Here is a 17921-nt window from a genome sequence, read left to right on the forward strand (position 1 = left end):
GTTCGTCAGACGCACGAAGGGTGGAGGGGGTGGCCTGCGGGCCGCCCCCTCCACCCTTCGCTTTCCCGCGTCAGGCCGCTTCGACCACGTCGTCCGTCGGCGCGGCGAACTGCGTGCGGTACAGCTCCGCGTAGCGTCCCTCCTCGGCGAGGAGCGTGTCGTGCGTGCCGCGTTCCACGATGTGCCCGTCCTCGACCACGAGGATCTGGTCGGCGGACCTGATGGTGGACAGGCGGTGGGCGATCACGACGGCGGTGCGGCCTTCCAGGGCCTCCGCGAGCGCTTCCTGCACGGCCGCCTCGGACGTGTTGTCCAGGTGGGCGGTGGCCTCGTCGAGGATCACCACGCGCTGGCGCGCGAGCAGGAGGCGGGCGATCGTCATGCGCTGGCGTTCGCCGCCGGAGAGGCGGTAGCCGCGCTCGCCGACGACGGTTTCCAGGCCGTCGGGCAGGGAGTGCACCAGCTCTTCGAGACGGGAGCGCCGCAGGACGTCCCACAGCTCCTCCTCGCTCGCTCCGGGCCTGGCGAGGAGCAGGTTGGCGCGCACCGAGTCGTGGAAGAGGTGGCCGTCCTGGGTCACCATGCCGAGCGTCTCGCGCAGGGAGACGGCGGTCAGGTCGCGCACGTCGACCCCGCCGATGCGTACGGCGCCCTCGTCGGTGTCGTAGAGGCGGGGCATGAGCTGGGCGACGGTCGACTTGCCCGCGCCCGAGGAGCCGACGAGGGCGACGGTCTGGCCGGGTTCGGCGCGGAACGAGATGCCGTGCAGGACCTCGGCGCCGCACCGGGTGTCCAGGGACGCGACCTCTTCGAGGGAGGCGAGGGAGACCTTGTCGGCGGCCGGGTAGCCGAAGCGGACGTCGTCGAACTCCACGGCGACCGGGCCCTCGGGCACCTCGCGGGCGTCCGGCTTCTCGTCGATCAGCGGCTTCAGGTCGAGGACCTCGAAGACGCGCTCGAAGCTGACGAGTGCGCTCATGACCTCGACGCGGGCGCCTGCCAGGGAGGTCAGCGGGGCGTAGAGGCGGGTGAGGAGCAGGGCGAGGGTGACGACGGTGCCCGCTTCGAGGGTGCCCTCGATGGCGAAGTAGCCGCCGAGGCCGTAGACGAGCGCGAGAGCGAGGGCCGAGACGAGGGTGAGCGCGGTGATGAACGCGGACTGCGCCATGGCCGTCTTCACGCCGATGTCCCGTACGCGGCGTGCCCGGGCGGCGAACTCGGCGGACTCGTCGCCGGGGCGGCCGAACAGCTTGATCAGGGTGGCGCCGGGCGCCGAGAACCGCTCGGTCATCCGGGTGCCCATGGCGGCGTTGTGCGCGGCCGCCTCACGCTGGAGCCTGGCCATACGGGTGCCCATGCGCCGGGCGGGCACGACGAACACGGGCAGGAGCACGAGCGCCAGGAGCGTGATCTGCCAGGACAGCGTGAGCATGACGGCGAGGGTGAGGAGCAGCGTCACGATGTTGCCGACCACTCCGGAGAGCGTGTTGCTGAACGCCCGCTGCGCGCCGATCACGTCGTTGTTGAGCCGGCTGACGAGGGCGCCGGTGCGGGTCCGCGTGAAGAAGGCGACCGGCATGCGCTGCACATGGTCGAAGACGGCCGTGCGCAGGTCCAGGATCAGGCCCTCGCCCAGGTTGGCCGAGAGCCAGCGGGCCAGGATCCCGAGGCCGGCCTCGGCGAGCGCGATCACGGCGATGAGCAGGGCGAGCCGGACGACGGTGCCCTGGTGCCTGCCGGCCACGATGGCGTCGACGACGTGCCCCGCGAGGACGGGCGTCGCGACGGCGGTCAGGGCGGTCACCACGCTGAGGACGACGAACTGGACGATGCGGCGCCGGTGCGGGCGGGCGAAGGCCGCGATGCGGCGCAGGGTGGCGGGGGCGAAGGGTCTGGTGTCCTGCTGGGCGTTCATGACGCTGTGCAGCTGCGTCCACGCCGTGGTCTCCATGCTCATGACGTAGACGGTAAGACCTCAAGCAAGCTTGAGGTCAACGCGGTGGGGATACCGAAGGGAATTCGTTGCAGAGCGGGGGTGCCGGCGGGGGGTGCCGGAAGGGGGTCGGCGCCATACTGACCGTCTCCCCGCGACGATCCCCAGGAGGGTCAAGGATGCCGGTCCGCGTCGAGCGCCGAGGGCACGTCACCACGGTCGTACTGTCCCGCCCCGAGGTCCGCAACGCGGTCGACGGGCCGACGGCCGCCGAACTGGCCGCCGCCTTCAAGGAGTTCGACGCGGACGACTCCGCCCGGGTCGCGGTGCTGTGGGGCGAGGGCGGCACGTTCTGCGCGGGAGCCGACCTCAAGGCGATCGGGACGGAGCGCGGCAACCGGGTCGCCGAGGACGGGGACGGGCCGATGGGCCCGACCCGGCTGCGCCTTTCCAAGCCGGTGATCGCCGCGGTGTCGGGGCACGCGGTGGCGGGCGGCCTGGAGCTGGCGCTCTGGTGCGATCTGCGGGTCGCCGAGGAGGACGCCGTGTTCGGGGTGTTCTGCCGGCGCTGGGGCGTGCCCCTGATCGACGGCGGCACGGTGCGCCTGCCGCGCCTCATCGGCGAGAGCCGCGCTATGGACCTGATCCTCACGGGCCGCCCGGTGCCCGCCGGGGAGGCGTACGCGATGGGGCTCGCGAACCGGGTCGTGCCGCCGGGCCGGGCGCGCGCCGAGGCGGAGGAGCTGGCGGAGCGCATCGCCGCCTTCCCGCAGGCCTGCCTGCGTGGCGACCGGGCCTCCGTGCTCGACCAGGGCGGGCGGAGCGAGGCGGCGGCCATGGCGGGTGAACTCGCTTACGGGACAGCCGTGTTGGAGGAGAGCCTGAAGGGGGCGGCCCGCTTCGCGTCGGGGGCGGGGCGGCACGGGTCGTTCGGCGACCTGTGACCCGGGCGCGGCCCCGCCCCCGACGACCGGTCAGGCCTGGTTGTGCAGCGGGACCGTCAGCTGCTTGAGCCAGGTGTTGGTGGTGAAGTCGCGGGCCTTGATGACGACCTTCTGCGGGTCGACCTCCACCTGGAGGCCCTGGTTGAAGGCGCCGCCCAGCGAGACCTCGCCGCCCTTGCCGTCGTCCATCCAGCCGACCTGCACCGCGGCCGTGTTGACGACGGTGAACCCTTCGAGGTTGCCGGTGCCGGGGACGACGCGGCGGACCACCCAGTCGGACAGGTTGAGGTCCCAGTGCGTGTGCCCGGAGAACAGGAACACGTCCTTGTGGCGGCCGAGGATCGACAGGAGCCGGTCGGGCTGGAGGTAGTCGCTCATGTAGAGCTTGTTGTGCGTGCCCGACACGGTGTTGGGCAGCGGGTGGTGGGTCAGGACCATGACGGGCTTGCGGCGGCGCTCCCAGTACGCGAGCCGGTCCTCGAGCCAGGTGAACTGCTCGTCGCTGATCCACACCTCGTCCCACAGCTTGGCGTCGTGGTAGTGCGAGTAGCGCTCGGTGCCGAGGCTGAGGACCGGCACGCCGCCGAACGAGGTCTCCGAGTAGACCTTGCCGCGCTCCGCGAAGTTGTAGAAGCTCTTGAAGAGGGAGTCCTCGGTGGTGCCGTTCGGCCAGGTGGCCTGGGCGAGGGTGTTGGGGTCGCTGTACTTCGGTACGTAGAACTCGTGGTTGCCGATCGCCCAGGCGACGGCCTTGGGGTGCGGGTGCTTGTCGATGGTCTGGCGGACGGCCGCGTACTCGAAGTCGTAGCCGCGCGGGGTGATGTCGCCGGCTATGCCGAGGCCCACGCTGCCGGGGTTGATCGCGTGCAGGTCGTCGAGGGCCTTGCCGAAGTCGGTCAGGTCGCCCTGGATGTCGCTGATGATGTTGAACCGCACGGTCCCGTTGTCGTCGCCCTGCGACGCGGCGACGGGCTCGGTGGCGGGTGCGGCGCCGGCCGCGGGTGCGGACACCAGGGAGCCGGTCGCGGCGAGCACGCCGCCCGCGAGCGTCGCGCGCCCCGTCGTGGCCATGAACGATCTGCGATCCATCGGTGTTTCCTCCAAAGCGACTGCCCCCGTGTGCGGGTGGTGGGTCGGGCTCGATCGTGACCGGTCGCGATGTCCCGCCGGAGTACCGGAGGTGACCGCTCCCTTAAATGTGGTCTAGCCCAGTTACCTTCCCGAGACCTTCCTGTCGCCAACCTCCCCGGAGCGCCTATCGGCCACGTTCTCGCCGCCCCCGTTCTCGCTAGCCGAGTTCGAGCGTGGTGACCCCGAAGACGCGCTCCTCCGCGAACGGCCGCACGGGCCCTGTGTACATGCGGGCCGTGGCGAACCCGGCGGTGAGCCCGTACGACTCGGCCAGCGCGACGGCCGCCGGGTTCGACCCGGGTACGTCCACGGCGACCGCCACGCGGCCGACCGCGGCGAGCAGCGCGCCGAACAGGGCGTGGGCGTCCAGCGGGGTGTCCGCGAACAGCGGGCCGACGCGGAAGGTCTCACGGGCCGGGCGGATGACGCCGTATCCGGTGACGCGGCCGTCGACGACGCGGGCGAGCGCGCGGTGCCCGTCCCCGGAGAGCCAGGAGGCGAGGAAGCGGGGCCGATCGGCGGGGTAGCAGGCGCTGTCGTACCTCGCGACGGCCTTCAGGCCGCCCGCCTCGCCGACGGGGATGACGGAACCGCGCGCCGGGGCGGCGACGGGCGGCCGGGGCTGCGCGATGCCGCTGTGGCGGACGGTGGTGTGGGCGAGTTCGAAGCCGGACTTGCGGTAGTTGTCCTGCTGGTCGGGGACCCCGTCCAGGCCGACGGTCCTGGCGCCCGCGTGCGCGAGTCCCGCGTTCCAGGTGGCGATGCCGTAGCCGCGGCCACGCAGGTCGGGGCGTACGAGGTAGCAGCCGAGGAAGGCGTAGTCGTCGCCGTAGTTGACGACGGACACGGCGGAGACGGGTTCGCCGTCGATCCGGCCGAGGAAGAAGCCGTCGGGGTCCTGGGCGAAGAAGCTGCGGCCGTCGGAGAGGCCCGGGTTCCAGCCCTCGTCGGCCGCCCAGCCGCTGATGACGGGCCAGTCGTCGAGCGTGGCCCGGGTGATGTCGAGCCGCGCGGGCGGCTCGGGGGTACCGGAACTCCGGTGGACGCCGGAGGTGTGGGGGTCCGGTCGCGTCATCGTCGCCTCTCCTCAGTCCGTGACGGAGGACCCAAACTACGCGACGCGACAAGGGAGTTGGGTGCACGCAACACCGCACCCCCTCATTCCATTAATAGTCATCTTGACTATATTCTTGAGCCGCCATATCGTCGTCATGACGAAAACGACCGGGAGGTTCCCGTCATGGCCGACATCAAGCGACGGTTCGGGCTGCACCACTTGCGTTCGGCGCCCACCATCCACATCCGTCACCACCGGCGCGGGGCACTCGTCCACGACGGGACGGGCCTCAGCTTCTGGTTCCGGGCGCTGAGCGCCGCACTGTCCGAAGTCCCGGTGGACGACCGGGAGTTGGCGGTCACGTTCCACGCGCGGACGGCGGACTTCCAGGACGTCGCCGTGCAGGCCTCCGTGACGTACCGGATCAGCGACCCGGCGCTCGCCGCCGCCCGGCTCGACTTCTCGCTCGACCCGGACACCGGCGCCTGGCGCGGCACACCCCTGGAGCAGCTGTCCGCGCTCCTCACCGAGACGGCGCAGCAGCACGCGCTCGACGTCCTGGCGCGCACGCCCCTCGCGGAAGCGCTCGCCGACGGGGTGAGCGCGGTGCGCGAGCGCGTCGCGGCGGGCCTCACCGCGGAGCCCCGGCTGCCCGCGACCGGTGTGGAGGTCGTCACCGTGCGCGTCGTGGCACTGCGCCCCGAGCCCGAGGTGGAGCGGGCGCTGCGCACGCCGGCCCGGGAGCGGATCCAGCAGGAGGCGGACCGGGCGACATACGAGCGGCGCGCGGTGGCGGTCGAGCGGGAGCGCGCCATCGCCGAGAACGAGCTGGGCAGCCGGATCGAACTCGCCCGCCAGGAGGAGCAGTTGGTGGAGCAGCGCGGCACGAACGCGCGCCGCGAGGCCGAGGAGAACGCGGCGGCGGACGCCGTGCGCGCCGAGGCGGAGGCCGCGCGGGCGGTGCGGCTCGCGGGCGGCGAGGCGGAGGCGGCGCGCGCGGTCGGCGAGGCGCGGGCGCACGCGCAGGAGGCGTGGCTGCGGGTCCACGCCCAGGTGGACGCCGCCACCCTGCACGCCCTCGCCGCCACCCAGCTGGCCCAGAACGTGCCACGGATCGAGAACCTGACCCTGTCCCCCGACGTCCTGACGGGTCTGCTCGCGCGGCTCGGCCACGACGGGGGTGGGCGCTCGTGACCCTCGCGCCGCGCGCGGTACTGGTCCACCGCACCACGGAGTACGAGGAGTTGCTGGCCCGGCACGGCACGCACGGCCAGGCGGCCTTCTTCCTCTCCTCGCGCGGACGCTCTGTGGACGAGGTGGCCGAGCGCCATCACCGTACGAAACGGGCGCTCGCGGAGGTCGAGGCGGCCGTGCCGCTCGCGTGGCGCCGGACGCGTCTGGAGCGGGCGGACCTGGACCGGTTCCTGTTCGGCCCGGAGGACGTGGTCGTGGTCGTGGGGCAGGACGGCCTGGTGGCGAACGCGGCCAAGTACCTGTCGGGTCAGCCGGTGGTCGGCATCGACACGGATCCGGGGCGCAATCCGGGGGTCCTGGTGCGGCACCGGGCGCCGGACGCGGCGAAGCTCCTGCCGGCGGCCGCCTCGGGACGCGCGGCCGCCGACGAACTCACCATGGTGGAGGCGGTCGCCGACGACACGCAGCGGCTGCTCGCGCTCAACGAGATCTATCTGGGCCCACCGTCGCACCAGACGGCGCGCTACCGGATCGGGCCCGACGACGACGCGTGCCCGCCCGAGGCCCAGGCCTCCTCGGGTGTGCTGGTGGGCACGGGGACCGGAGCCACGGGCTGGCTGCGCTCGGTGTGGCGGCAGCACGCGAGCACGCTCCCGCTGCCGGGCCCGGCCGAGCCCCGGCTGCTCTGGTTCGTCCGGGAGGCCTGGCCATCCCCCGCCACCGGCACATCCCTGGTGGAGGGCTCCCTCGGCCCCGCCGACCGGCTGCGCGTCACGGTCGAGTCCGACCGCCTGGTCGTCTTCGGCGACGGAGTGGAGAGCGACGCCCTGGACCTGTCGTGGGGCCAGACGGTCCGGGTGGGGCGGGCTGGGGAGCGGTTGCGGCTCGTCACCTGACGGGTCTCAAGGCCCGGCTGCTACTCCGGCGGCGTGGGGGTGTCGTGGCTGCGGTACATCGCCTGGATGTCGAGCTCCAGCTTCACCGTGGGGCCGACCACCGCGATACCTCGGGCCAGCATGCTGCGCCAGTCCAACGTGTAGTCCTCGCGGTGGAGTTCGGCCGTGGCGAGGGCCGCGCAGCGCAGCTCCTCCGCGTAACCGCCGTTGACCATGCCGAGATAGCCGGTGTCCAGGTCCACGGTGCGGCTGACACCGTGCATCGTGAGGGCGCCCTGGAGCGTCCACTTGGTACCGCCGCGGTAGATGAAGCGGTCGGAGGAGAACTCGATGTACGGGTACCGCTCGACATCGAGGAAGTCCGCCGAACGCAGGTGGTTGTCCCGGGTGTTGTTGCCCGTCGTGATGCTCGACGCGTCGATCCGCACCTCGACGCGCGAGTCCGCCATGTCCTGCGCGACCTGGATGCCGCCCTCGAAGCGGGTGAACCGGCCGTGGACATGGGCCATGCCGACGTGCTTGGCGATGAACCGGATCGCGGTGTGCGGCGGGTCGAAGAGCCAGGTGCCGGGCTGCGGCAGCTCCGGGGGCCGCCCGACGTGCAGCTGCACGGAGGTCAGCGGAAGCGTCTCACCGGCGACGACGTCGACGGTCTGCTGGTGGGGCTGGAGGCCGTCGGCCGCGATCAGAACGCCGTACCGGCCGGGCGGGAGCGTGAGGAAGACGAGTCCGTACGGGTCACTCGTCAGCTTCGCGGCGACGCGGCCGCTGCCGCTCGCCGTCACGGTGACCTCGGCACCCGACATCGGCTGCCCCATCGGGTCGGCCACCTCGCAGTGAAAGGCGCCGGCACCGTGCGGAACGGGGTGCACCAGGCCCGCCCCACGCGGGTCACGTCCGGACCGCCTCCTCCTGAACAGCGCGAGGGGCATGCAGATCACCTTCCGATTCGGCCGCCGTACCTCCGCAGCGGGCTCGCACATACGATCCCATGCCTATGATCTGCACAGGTCAAGGACGTAAAGGGTTACCGCCGGAAACTACATGGCGAATACACGGGAATCCGGCATTCCCGCCACGCGAACACTCCAGGCTCCACACTCCCCTCACCTTTCGACCACCTGTCAGCCATGCGGATTTCCCGCGGATTTCCCCGAATTGCACTGCCGGACGAGCCGGGGCGGGCCAGGACGGGCCACGGGGGACACAACACCGCTTCCGCGCCATATGTCTGCCGATTACGGGTCAACCGTTGACTGCCTCGATCTCGCTCTGACAGATTCTCGACGCCATGGATGCGACTGAGCCCGACCTCTCCGCCCGGTGGAAGCGGTTCACCGAAGCACACTGGGGCAGGGAGCCGGCGGCGGTTCCGTTCCCCCCGGGCCTGCGGCCGGAGCAGGTGTACCGGGCCGTCGCCGCCGCGTGCGCGCCGCCCGGCGACACCACCCCCTCCGTCCGCTTCGCCACCCCACAGGGCCGATTACGCACCCCCGGCACTCTGCTTCCGGGCCCGGACGACCCGACACTCGACGCCTACCGGGGCCGCTTGAACCATCAACTCGACGGCCATAGCTGGCTGTTGAGTGTCCATCAGCCCCTGTGGCGCGACTTCGCACTCTGGGCGCGGGTACGTGACCTCGTCTCGGGACTGTGGCAGGCGGTGGGCCGGCCCGCCCTGCCGGTGACGGCCGAGCTCGCCGTCGGAGAACACTGCACCGGCCCCGACGCCCCCGCTCCACGCCCCGGCTCGTTCGTTCTCACCTGGGTCCTCGACGGCACGATGACGGTCAGACTCTGGCCCGAACACACGGGCACCGAGTTCCAACTGGCCGCCGGATCAGGCGATTTGCTGTACTGGCCCGCCGGCTGCCGCCACCTCGACCACTATGCCGACCGCTGCACCACCCTGCGGATCACCGTCCCCGCCCGCCGCCCCGCCGCCCTCACCCACGTACGGGAACTGATCGCGGACCGGATGCAGCAGGACCCCGCCTACGCGGGTACCCCCGGCACCCTGCCGTTCCCTCCCCCGGCCGGGCCGGACGGCCAAATCGGCGCGGCGGAACCGGTCGCCGACACCGCGCGCCTGTTCGCCCGCACGGCCGCCGGCCCTGAACTGGCCCGGGAACTACGCACAGCGTGGGTGGCCCGCCGGTCGGCCGCGGGGCTCGAACCCGTGCCGCCGCCCCGCCCGGCCGTACCGCCGGCCCCCGGCACGCGGCTCCGGGCCTCCGCCGAGATCTTCCGGCTTCCCGACGGCCGTGGCCGCGCGGTGTGGGCCGCGAACGGGCACACGCTCGGCGTCGATGGGCCGGCTGCCGAACGCGTCAGGGCCCGGCTGCGATCCGGCGCGCCCTTCACCGTGCGCGACCTGGGCCGCAGCACAGGCATGCGCGACGACGTGCTGCTCCCGCTCCTGTCCCACCTCCACCGCATACGCGCCGTAGAGCCGGTGAACGGAGACGGGGCCGAATGAGGGAGAACCCCCGCGCCCCCGAGCCCGAGCCCGAGACACCCGAGCCCGAGATACCGGCCCCCGCGCCGAGCGCACCCGAGGCCACCCCGCCGAACCCCCTCGACGAACTCGACCACTCCAACCGGCTCGACCGGCTCGACCAACTCCCCGGACTCGACTGGCAGGTCTTCGCCGACCGGTACTGGGACCGGCGGCCCGTGCTCTTCAAGGCGGTCGCGCCCGCCCCCTTCGACGCGCACGAGGTGTTCGAGACGGCCGTGGCCGCGGCCCACCGCGGCGGCCCGTTCGCCGTACCGTCCTACGCGGAGTTCGCCGTCGGCGGTGAACCCCAGGCCGAGCCCGCCGACTTCCTGCCGCAGCCGCGCGACGGCTCGTTCGCCGGCTACCACCAGCGGCTCGTACGGCAGCTGTCCGGTGAGCCGTACTCCCTGTCCCTGCGGGCCTTTCACGCGTTCCACCATCCCCTGTGGGCACGCGAACGCGACTTCTACGCCGCCCTGTGGGCACGGGTCGGGCAGCCCACGCCGAGCGCCTTCACCACGCTGGTCCACGGCACGTATGAGCAGCCGCTCACCGAGGCCCTGCCCGGGCAGCGCCTCGCGACGTTCCTGTTCACCCTGTCCGGGCGGCAGCGGATGCGGTTCGGCGCCGCCGGGCAGGACACGTCCTTCACGGTCGAGGCGGGACCCGGCGACCTGTTGTACTGGCCGTCGCACCACTCCCCCGTCGCCGAGCCCTACGCCGGATGGGCGTCGACGGGCGTGCGCGTGAGCGTCGTACGCGAGGGGCGGCGGGCGGACGCCGAGCTGTACGACCTGCTGCACGACGTGACGCCCGAGACGCTGCTCGCGCCGGACCCGGATCCCGCGGGGCCCTGCCCGCCGGGCGAGGAGAGCCTGCTCGTGCCCGATGCGGAGACCCGTGCCGTTCCGGGCGAGGCGCTGCCGCCTCCGCTGGCGCGGGCCCTCGCGCACTTCCGGACGGCCGGCGCGCACGGTCCCTTGGCGGAGCGCGTCGCCCGGCAGTCCCTGCGGCAGTGGACGGCCGGGGGGTTCCGGCCCGTGCCGCCGCCCGCGCCGCGTGGCCGGTTCGGTGACGACGACGTCGTGCGCGCCACGGAGCGCGTGCTGTGGACCGAGGCCGCCGGGCGCCGTCTGTTCTCGGCGTGCGGCCATGTCGCGGCCACGGAACTGCCGGCCGCTGACCTGGCCGCCGTGCTGCGGTTCCTGAACTCGGGGCGGCCGCTGGCCGTGCGTGAACTGGCGCCCCCGGCACGGGGGTTGCTGGCCGACCTCATGGCGTTCCGCGCGCTTGAACGCCTCTGAGGGCGGCCGCTCGTCACCGCCCGGGCGCCGGGATCGCCAGGTACTTGTACTCCAGGAACTCGTCGATGCCGACCCGGCCGCCCTCCCGTCCGATCCCGGACTGCTTGACGCCGCCGAAGGGGGCGGCCGGGTTGGACACGAGTCCGGTGTTGAGGCCGACCATGCCGGTCTCCAGGCGTTCCCCGACGCGCAGCGCCCGGTCGAGGTCGCGGGTGAAGAGGTAGCTGACGAGGCCCCATTCGGTGTCGTTGGCGGCGCGCACCACCTCGTCCTCCTCGTCGAAGGTGAAGAGCGCCGCGACGGGCCCGAAGATCTCCGTGCCGGTGAGGCCGGCGTCGCGCGGCACCCTGACGAGGACGGTCGGCGGGTAGAAGTAGCCTTCCCCGTCGGGGAGTTCGCCTCCGGTGAGGACCTTCGCGCCGCGTTCGACGGCGTCCCGCACGAGCCGGTCGACCTTGTCCCGTCCGGCCGCGTCGATGAGCGGGCCGACGTCCGTACCCGGCTCGGTGCCGGGGCCGACGGTGAGGGCGCTCATGCGGGCGGCGAGGCGGGTGGCGAACTCGTCGGCGACGGAACTGTGCACGAAGATGCGGTTGGCGGCCGTGCACGCCTCGCCCATGTTGCGCATCTTCGCCACCATGGCGCCCTCGACGGCCGTGTCGAGGTCCGCGTCCCCGAAGACGATGAGGGGCGCGTTCCCGCCGAGCTCCATCGAGGTGCGGACGACGGTGTCGGCGCACTGGGCGAGGAGGATCCGGCCGACCTGGGTGGAGCCGGTGAAGGACAGTTTGCGGATGAGCCCGCCGCGCAGCAGCGGTTCCACCAGAGCCGCCGCGTCCGTGGTGGTGACGACGTTCAGGACGCCGTCGGGCAGGCCCGCCTCGGTGAGGATCCCGGCCAGGGCCAACGTGCACAGGGGTGTCTGGGGCGCGGGTTTGAGGACCATGGTGCAGCCCGCGGCGACGGCGGGGCCGATCTTGCGGGTGCCCATGGCGAGCGGGAAGTTCCACGGCGTGATCAGCAGACAGGGTCCGACGGGCCTGCGCATGACCAGATGGCGGGCGCGCCCGTCGGGCGAGGGCGCGAACCCGCCCTCGATCCGCACGGCCTCCTCGGAGAACCAGCGGAAGAACTCGGCGGCGTACGCGACCTCGCCGCGCGCCTCCGCGAGGGGCTTGCCCATCTCCAGGGTCATGAGGAGGGCGAGTTCGTCGGTGCGGGCGATGATGATCTCGTAGGCGCGGCGCAGGATCTCGCTGCGGGCGCGGGGCGCGGTGGCGGCCCAGGACTCCTGTGCGGCGGCGGCCGCTTCGGCGGCGCTCCGGCCGTCGTCGGGTCCGGCGTCGGCGACCTGGCAGAGGCTCCGGCCGGTGGCCGGGTCGTCGACGGTGAAGGTGCGGCCCCCGGTCGCGTCCTGGCGGCGGCCGCCGATGAGGAGCTGCTTGGCCACGTCCTCGACGACTCGGGGGGTGGGGTGGGTCGTTGTCATGCGGGATCCGTCCGTCGGTGGTCAGCGGGTCGTGGTGGCGGTCTCCACGGCGGCGGCCCAGGCGCGCAGGCCGTCGTCGATCTGTCCCTCGTCGACGACGAGCGCGGGGATCATGCGGACGACGTTGCCCCAGGGTCCGCAGAGCAGGAGCAGCAGCCCCTCGTCGGCGGCGGCCTGCTGGGCGCGTAGGGCGGTGGCCGCGTCGGGTTCGCCTTCGGGGGTGGTGAACTCGCTGGCGAGCATCAGGCCGAGTCCCCGTACGTCGCCGATGGCCTCGGTCTTCGCGGCGACGTCGTCGAGGCCTGAACGCAGCCGGGCGCCCATGGCGGCCGCGTTGGCGACGAGCCCTTCCTCCTCGACGACCTCCAGGGTGGCGACGGCGGCGGCGCACGCGACGGCGTTGCCACCGTAGGTGCCGCCCTGCGAGCCGGGCCGCGCCTTGTGCATCAGCGCCTCCGGGGCGGCGATCCCGGAGAGCGGGAAGCCGCTCGCGAGACCCTTCGCGGTGATGAGGATGTCGGGGCGTACGCCGAAGTGGTCGTGGCCCCAGAAGCGGCCGGTGCGGCCGACGCCGGTCTGTACCTCGTCGAGGACGAGCAGGATGCCGTGACGGTCGGCGCGCTCCCTGAGGCCTTGCAGGAAGGCGGAGTTGGCGGGGACGTAGCCGCCTTCTCCGAGGACGGGTTCGACCAGGACGGCCGCGGTGTCGTCGGGGTCGGAGACGGTCTGGAGGAGGTGGTCGAACTCGCGCAGCGCGAACCTCGTCGCCGTCTCCTCGTCCCAGCCGTAGTGGTAGGCGTTCGGGAACGGGGTGATGGCGACGCCCGCCATCAGGGGGCCGAAACCGGTGCGGATCTTGGTGCCGGACGTGGTGAGGGAGGCGGCGGCGACGGTGCGGCCGTGGAAGCCGCCGTGCGCGACGACGATGTTGGGCCGGCCCGTGGCCTGCCGGGCGAGCCGCATGGCCGCTTCGACGGCCTCGCTGCCGCAGTTGGCGAAGAAGAGGCTGTCGAGCCCTTCGGGCAGCACCTGCCCCAGTTTCTCGACGAGGCGTTGGAGGGGGCGGTGCAGGACGGTCGTGTACTGGCCGTGGATGAGGGTCGCGACCTGCTCCTGGGCGGCGGCGACCACGCGGGGATGGCAGTGGCCGGTGCTGGTGACGCCGATCCCGGCGGTGAAGTCCAGATAGCGGCGGCCGTCGGTGCCGTAGAGATGGACGCCTTCCCCGCGTTCGGCGACGACGGGGGTGGCCTGGCGCAGATGCTCGGAGAGTCGAGTCATGCCTCCACCCTCACCGCTGGGCCGAAACGACGTCAATGGGCCATCTGTGGTGATCCGCCCCGAAGCGGCCGGCCGGTCGGTCACCGTGCCGCGGGCGCGGGATGACGCAACCCGTGCGACGGCGGCGGCCGGGTCTGCCATGGTGTCCCGCATGAGTGAACTGGTGGACCACGTGGACGAACAGGACCGCGTCCTCGGCACGGTGGACCGGAGCACGGCCGTTCGTGACGGCCGGCTGCACCGGGTGGCGACGGTGGTGTGCCGCGACCCGGCGGGGCGGATCCTGGTGCATCGCAGGCCGTCGCACGCTTCCCGGTTTCCCGGGCGGTACAACTGGCTGATCGGCGGGGCGGTGGGGGCGGGCGAGTCGTACGAGGCCGCGGCGGCCCGCGAGCTCGCGGAGGAGCTCGGCGTCAGAGCCCCGGTCCGCTTCGTCTTCAAGTACCTGTGCCAGGGCGAGATCGGCCCGTACTGGCTGGCGGTGCACGAGGCCACCGTGGACGGGCCGGTCGCGCCGCTGCCCTCCGAGGTCTCCTGGCACGACTGGCTCACCGAGACCGGCCTGACCAACGCGATGCGCCAGTACCCGTTCGTGACGGACAGCCTGGAGGCGTACGCGCGGTACGCCGCGCTGCGCCGCGAGGACGGGCCCGGCGTCAACTGAGTCGTTGTGGCGGCCGTGTGAGTGAGATGTGGCCATCCCCCTCGTTCGTGTGATGGGCACGTGCGGCAGGATGACCCGGCCGCGTCGGTACCGGCGCGGCGGCTCCACACACGGACAAGCAGGTTGGTAAGTGACGACTCATCACATATGGCCGCTCCCGGCGGTATCCGACGGCCTCGGTCGCTACGCGGGAGGGCGCCGGTGAACCGGGGTGTGACGCCGGACGATCTGGTCGTGGCCGGGATCGCGGTCGCCGCGGGGCTCGCGGCGGCGGTGCTCCTGCGCATGATGCTGCGCTGGCTCGCGGTGCGCGCCGACCGGACGCGCTGGGGCGGCGACGACGTCATCGTGGACGCGCTGCGCTCGCTGGTGCCGTGGGCGGCGGTCGCCGCCGGCGTGGCCGTGGCCGCTTCCGCGCTGCCGCTCACCACCCGGACCCGGCACAACGTCACCGTGTCGCTGACGGCGCTGCTGATCCTCGTGGCGTCCTTCACGGCGGCCCGGGTGGTGTCGGGGCTCGTCCGGTCGGTGGCGCAGTCCCGGTCCGCGGTCGCGGGCTCCGCCACCATCTTCGTGAACATCACGCGGGTCGTGGTCCTCGCGGTGGGCTTCCTCGTGGTCCTGCAGACCCTGGGCATCTCCATCGCCCCGCTCCTGACCGCCCTCGGCGTGGGCGGACTCGCGGTCGCGCTCGCCCTCCAGGACACCCTCGCGAACCTGTTCGCGGGCGTGCACATCCTGGCCTCCAAGACCGTGCAGCCCGGCGACTACATCCGGCTCAGCAGCGCGGAGGAGGGCTACGTCGTCGACATCAACTGGCGCAACACCGTGGTCCGTCAGCTCTCCAACAACCTCGTCATCATCCCGAACGCCAAGCTCGCCTCCACGAACATGACCAACTTCAGCCGCCCGGAGCAGCAGATGACGCTCCTCGTGCAGGTGGGTGTGGGGTATGACAGCGATCTGGAGCACGTCGAGCGGGTCACGGCCGAGGTCGTCGGGAGCGTCATGACCGACATCACCGGCGCCCTCCCCGACCATGAACCGGCCATCCGCTTCCACACGTTCGGCGACTCCCGGATCAGCTTCACGGTGATCCTCGGCGTCGGCGAGTTCAGCGACCAGTACCGGATCAAGCACGAGTTCATCAAGCGCCTGCACGCCAGGTACCGGGCGGAGGGCATCCGCATCCCGGCGCCGACGCGCACCGTCGCGCTCCAGCAGGGCGCGGTGACGATCCCGCACCAGCGCGAGGCCGCCCAGCCGATCGTGTGACCGCCGCGAGGTGGCCGGTCCGTGAGCGCCACGGACCGGCCACCTCGCGTGCTTCCTCCCTTTACCGGGTCAGTCCCCGGCCGGCGTCCCCGTCACCTTGAGGTTCCGGATGCGGCCGTTGTTGTCGAACGAGCCGAAGCCGACGCGGCCCGAGGAGAACACCGGGTCCGTGCCCGTGATGAGCGGCGTCTTGCTGCCGTCCATGTAGACGGCCGTCTCGCCGGTGTCCGCGCAGTGCGTGAGGCGGACCTGGTGCCAGGCGGTGTCCTTGATGGCCGGGGGCGCGCCGAACGTGCCGTTCCACTGGTGGTCGAAGCGGAGCCGGTCCGCGTCGTTGACCGTGAAAAGCCCGTTGTGCGGATAGATGGAGTTGTCGCTGGACAGGTGCGCGTACTGGAACCGCGTGTCGGAGTTGTAGTCCCAGACGACGATGACGTCCCGGTTGGTGATGTCGACCGGGGTGTCGATGCGCACCTCGGCCTCGACCGTGACGTCCGAGTAGCGCGGGCCCGCGGTCAGGACGGCGTACTCGAAGGGGCGGCGCGGGCCGGGGCGCGAGACGCCCGGCTCGGTGAGGACCGTCTCGCGTTCGGTGTATGCCCACTTGGTGGGGGTGACCGGGGCCCAGTTGTCCGCGCCGGTGGTGTGTGTGGTGGGGGTGTTGCCCACCTCGCAGTCGGCGAAGGTGCGGGTGCCGGTGACCTTCCAGACCTTGCCGTTCGCCTTGGAGACGATGTACAGGTCACCGGCGCGGTCGGTGCCGAAGCGCAGGTCGACGCGCTGGTCACCGGCGAGGTCGCGCATGGTGACCTTCTTGCCGGTGGAACCGTCGTACAGCATCAGGGACTTGAGCGGGGCGAGGCCCGCGCCACGGCGCATGTCCTGGGTGTCGGCGGCGAGGATCCGCCCGTCGACGAGGTCCCCGAAGATGTACGTGCCGCGCAGTTCGGGCGCGTCCTTGCCGCGGTAGACGAAGCCTCCGGCGATCGCGCGGCCCACGTCGGAGCGGCAGTCCCAGTTGGCGCCGGGATCGTGGTCGTAGGCGGCGACGGGGTAGGTGTAGCCGTATCGGTCGTCGTCGGCGGGCAGCGGCTTGATGCGGGCGCAGGGGTCGGTGGTCTTCTTGTCGAAGAGGAACGGGCCCTCGCGTTCGCTCCAGCCGAAGTTGTCGCCGGCCTTCACCTCGTAGACCGACTCGATCGCGTGCTCACCGATGTGGCCGAGGTACATGCGGTGGCTGCCGCCGGTGTCCCAGCTGAAGCGGTGCGGGTCGCGCATGCCGACGGCGTAGATCTCGCCGAGGGCGCCAGGCTCGGACACGAACGGGTTGTCGGCCGGGATGCCGTACTTGCCGTTGGCGCTGTCGCGGCCCGCCGGGTCGATGCGCAGGAGCTTGCCGTGCGGGAGCGCCATGTTCTGCGGTTCACCGTTTCCGACGCCCTGGCCTCCGTCGCCGACGGCGAGGTAGAGGAGGCCGTAGTCCTTGTCGTGCGGTTTGGCCGTCGGGTTGAAGTCGATCTGCTGGATGCCGTGCACCTGGCCGCTGAAGCCGATGCGCAGGACCTCGCGGTGGGTGCCGTGGAAGACGGCGGCCTTCGGGTCGTCGGCCGTCCACTCGGTGATCACGCCGTGATAAGTGGTGGTGCCGGCCTGCTTGAAGTCGGGGGCCTGGGGGACCTGCGAGGCGAGTTCGGTATGGATGGTGTAGAAACGGCCGTTGCTCGCGAACTCCGGGTGGAACGCGGCGTATCCGAAGCCCTGGCCGAGGCCGCGGCCCGAGAAGAAGTGCGGGAAGGCGGCCTTGACGTCGAGGTAGGGGTGCGGGGTGCCGCCGGTGGACCTGTCGGCGGTGCCCGGGTCGGTGAGATAGAGCGTGCCGTTGAGATCGGGCGTCGCCATCCGGCCCGATCCGTCGGGGAGTTCGTTGATGGTGTTGATCCTGGCGTGGCGCATCAGGCGCGGGTCCGTCGGCGCGGGGACGGGCTCCGACTTCGGGAACTGGGCGTACTCCGTGAGCACGAGCCCCGTCCTGGACTGGGCCGGCTTGTCGGGGATCGGGTCGGTGAGGCCCGCCGTCGCGGCGGCGGGCGCGGGCTCGTCGGCGTGCGAGGGCGCGGCGAGGGCGCCCATCGCCAGGGTGGCGGTGACGGCGAGGGCCGCCCAGAGTCTCGGATTCCTGCGTCGTGCTGCCATGCGGGTCCCTTCGGAGGGCAGGAACGGCTACGGGAAGTGGTGAGGGAGGGGAAGGTCAGG

14 protein-coding genes are annotated in these 17921 nt (G+C 72.2%); 7 read left to right on the plus strand and 7 right to left on the minus strand.

Annotated features, from left to right (window positions below):
• Window positions 1-70 precede the first annotated feature (70 nt).
• A complete protein-coding gene (locus EOT10_RS20615; protein ID WP_127829727.1) occupies window positions 71-1957 on the minus strand; it encodes an ABC transporter ATP-binding protein in 1887 nt (628 codons plus the stop codon).
• 155 nt (window positions 1958-2112) lie between these two features.
• Here EOT10_RS20615 and EOT10_RS20620 point away from each other — a divergent pair, with 155 nt between their 5' ends.
• Complete coding sequence (locus EOT10_RS20620; RefSeq protein WP_127829728.1) at window positions 2113-2877, plus strand: crotonase/enoyl-CoA hydratase family protein; 765 nt, start codon at window positions 2113-2115, stop codon at window positions 2875-2877.
• Between the two features lie 30 nt (window positions 2878-2907).
• Here EOT10_RS20620 and EOT10_RS20625 read toward each other — a convergent pair whose 3' ends face one another.
• Window positions 2908-3966, minus strand: coding sequence for a metallophosphoesterase family protein (locus tag EOT10_RS20625; RefSeq protein ID WP_127829729.1), 1059 nt, complete (start codon window positions 3964-3966; stop codon window positions 2908-2910).
• 199 nt (window positions 3967-4165) lie between these two features.
• Window positions 4166-5083: a GNAT family N-acetyltransferase gene (locus EOT10_RS20630; protein WP_189491853.1), complete on the minus strand. Its 918-nt coding sequence runs from the start codon at window positions 5081-5083 to the stop codon at window positions 4166-4168.
• 165 nt (window positions 5084-5248) lie between these two features.
• Between EOT10_RS20630 and EOT10_RS20635 the strand changes: the two genes are divergently transcribed.
• Window positions 5249-6259: an SPFH domain-containing protein gene (locus EOT10_RS20635; RefSeq protein WP_127829730.1), complete on the plus strand. Its 1011-nt coding sequence runs from the start codon at window positions 5249-5251 to the stop codon at window positions 6257-6259.
• Complete coding sequence (locus EOT10_RS20640) at window positions 6256-7155, plus strand: NAD(+)/NADH kinase (RefSeq protein ID WP_127829731.1); 900 nt, start codon at window positions 6256-6258, stop codon at window positions 7153-7155. The genes EOT10_RS20635 and EOT10_RS20640 overlap by 4 nt, the downstream gene beginning before the upstream one ends.
• A 20-nt stretch (window positions 7156-7175) precedes the next feature.
• Here the strand turns inward: EOT10_RS20640 and EOT10_RS20645 are convergent, their stop codons facing one another.
• A complete protein-coding gene (locus EOT10_RS20645) occupies window positions 7176-8087 on the minus strand; it encodes a YceI family protein (protein WP_127829732.1) in 912 nt (303 codons plus the stop codon).
• A gap of 359 nt (window positions 8088-8446) precedes the next feature.
• On the opposite strand from EOT10_RS20645, the gene EOT10_RS20650 reads away from it, so the two are divergent.
• Entirely contained in the window at window positions 8447-9634 is a 1188-nt protein-coding gene (locus EOT10_RS20650) for a hypothetical protein (RefSeq protein ID WP_127829733.1), read from the plus strand.
• Window positions 9631-10959 (plus strand): cupin domain-containing protein, encoded by a 1329-nt coding sequence (locus EOT10_RS20655; protein ID WP_127829734.1) that lies wholly within the window; start codon window positions 9631-9633, stop codon window positions 10957-10959. The genes EOT10_RS20650 and EOT10_RS20655 overlap by 4 nt, the downstream gene beginning before the upstream one ends.
• Window positions 10960-10972: 13 nt before the next feature.
• Here the strand turns inward: EOT10_RS20655 and EOT10_RS20660 are convergent, their stop codons facing one another.
• Complete coding sequence (locus tag EOT10_RS20660) at window positions 10973-12448, minus strand: NAD-dependent succinate-semialdehyde dehydrogenase (RefSeq protein WP_127829735.1); 1476 nt, start codon at window positions 12446-12448, stop codon at window positions 10973-10975.
• 21 nt (window positions 12449-12469) lie between these two features.
• Entirely contained in the window at window positions 12470-13729 is a 1260-nt protein-coding gene (locus EOT10_RS20665) for an aspartate aminotransferase family protein (RefSeq protein WP_127829736.1), read from the minus strand.
• Between the two features lie 151 nt (window positions 13730-13880).
• On the opposite strand from EOT10_RS20665, the gene EOT10_RS20670 reads away from it, so the two are divergent.
• Window positions 13881-14393 (plus strand): NUDIX hydrolase, encoded by a 513-nt coding sequence (locus tag EOT10_RS20670; RefSeq protein ID WP_127829737.1) that lies wholly within the window; start codon window positions 13881-13883, stop codon window positions 14391-14393.
• A gap of 201 nt (window positions 14394-14594) precedes the next feature.
• Window positions 14595-15668: a mechanosensitive ion channel family protein gene (locus tag EOT10_RS20675; protein ID WP_127829738.1), complete on the plus strand. Its 1074-nt coding sequence runs from the start codon at window positions 14595-14597 to the stop codon at window positions 15666-15668.
• A gap of 69 nt (window positions 15669-15737) precedes the next feature.
• On the opposite strand, the gene EOT10_RS20680 is transcribed toward EOT10_RS20675, so the two are convergent.
• Entirely contained in the window at window positions 15738-17861 is a 2124-nt protein-coding gene (locus tag EOT10_RS20680; RefSeq protein ID WP_127829739.1) for a PQQ-dependent sugar dehydrogenase, read from the minus strand.
• Window positions 17862-17921 lie beyond the last annotated feature (60 nt).

This window comes from Streptomyces antnestii (assembly GCF_004005495.1).
Taxonomy (GTDB): domain Bacteria; phylum Actinomycetota; class Actinomycetes; order Streptomycetales; family Streptomycetaceae; genus Streptomyces; species Streptomyces antnestii.